Raw genomic sequence first — 1028 nt, 5'->3', positions numbered from 1 at the left:
GGGCCGCGTGCGACGTCTTCAATGACCGAACCGGAATATCGCACGCCTGCGGCGCGCGACCTGCACGAGTTCCGCCGCCACTGCCGCAGTGCATGCGGGCCGGGGTGGCGTTCCGTGTGCCGGGCAGCTCCGGTAGGTTGGCTGCCTCCTGGCAGCCAACGTCCCGATGCCGACGCACCCAGGCGGCGATGTCGGCTGCCGGGAGCAGCCGACCTACTCGAAAGGGTTTGACCGGTTCGCCGGCCGTATCCCGGTACGTCGGACAGGACTGTGGCCTGGCGCGCCGCAGGCGTACGACAGTCCGGAACTGATCCTGGCGGAGGCTCACTCCTCCTCGTCGAGAGGTCGTGGTTTGGTGCGCTCGAGGGTGTCCTCACTGAAGCGGGCCAGCTCCTCGTCCGTCCACAGGCCCATATTGCGCATGATGGCGATCTGCATCAGCGCCTTCGACCGGGCAAACCTATCGAACGCAGCGGACATGTCTTTGTTGATCTCCCGGAGACGACCGTACACGGCGGCGTAACGCTGGTGATTGGTCCTTTCGTCATCGGCGCCCGTGCACAGGGTGGCAATCTCGTCGAGGGCACGATGGCAGAAACGATCCAGCGCCTTTTCGTAGAGATCACGGAAAACCTTCCAGTCTCGTTCCGGGATACCGGCATGCATAGGCGATCACCCTCGCTAACGGCGATGATTTCGACGCCAAACCGGTAGGCGTCAAATCGGCTTCCAGGAAAATTCCCATTATTATACGGTAGGTTAAACGCCCCGGACAGTTACCAACCGATGCCCCAGGCGGCCTACCCGCGCGCCGCACGGGCCATACCGGCAACGACCGCCGTGCAGCGTGCCCCTCGAGCCGTGGTCTCCCATGAGGTCATTATTGCGCGAGACAGGGAGCCCCCCGGGCCTTCTCGGCGCTCATGCGCAAGTGCCGGCGGCCTTTGCGCAGCGTCCCGCAACGGCCCCGCCTGGAAAGCACGTCACCGAGCAACGGCAGAACCGGCCTCCGTGTCCGCCTCTAGTAG

At 64.7% G+C, this 1028-nt stretch carries 1 protein-coding gene; it reads right to left on the bottom strand.

What is annotated here, in order from left to right; translation table 11 throughout:
- Positions 1–324: 324 nt before the first annotated feature.
- Positions 325–666, bottom strand: coding sequence for a hypothetical protein (locus tag G7A99_RS20865; RefSeq protein WP_018718439.1), 342 nt, complete (start codon positions 664–666; stop codon positions 325–327).
- Between the last annotated feature and the right edge of the window lie 362 nt (positions 667–1028).

It is taken from the genome of Arhodomonas sp. KWT (assembly GCF_010993615.1).
The sequence above is the reverse complement of the archived record's forward strand: the minus strand, read 5'-3'. Positions and strand labels throughout refer to the sequence as shown.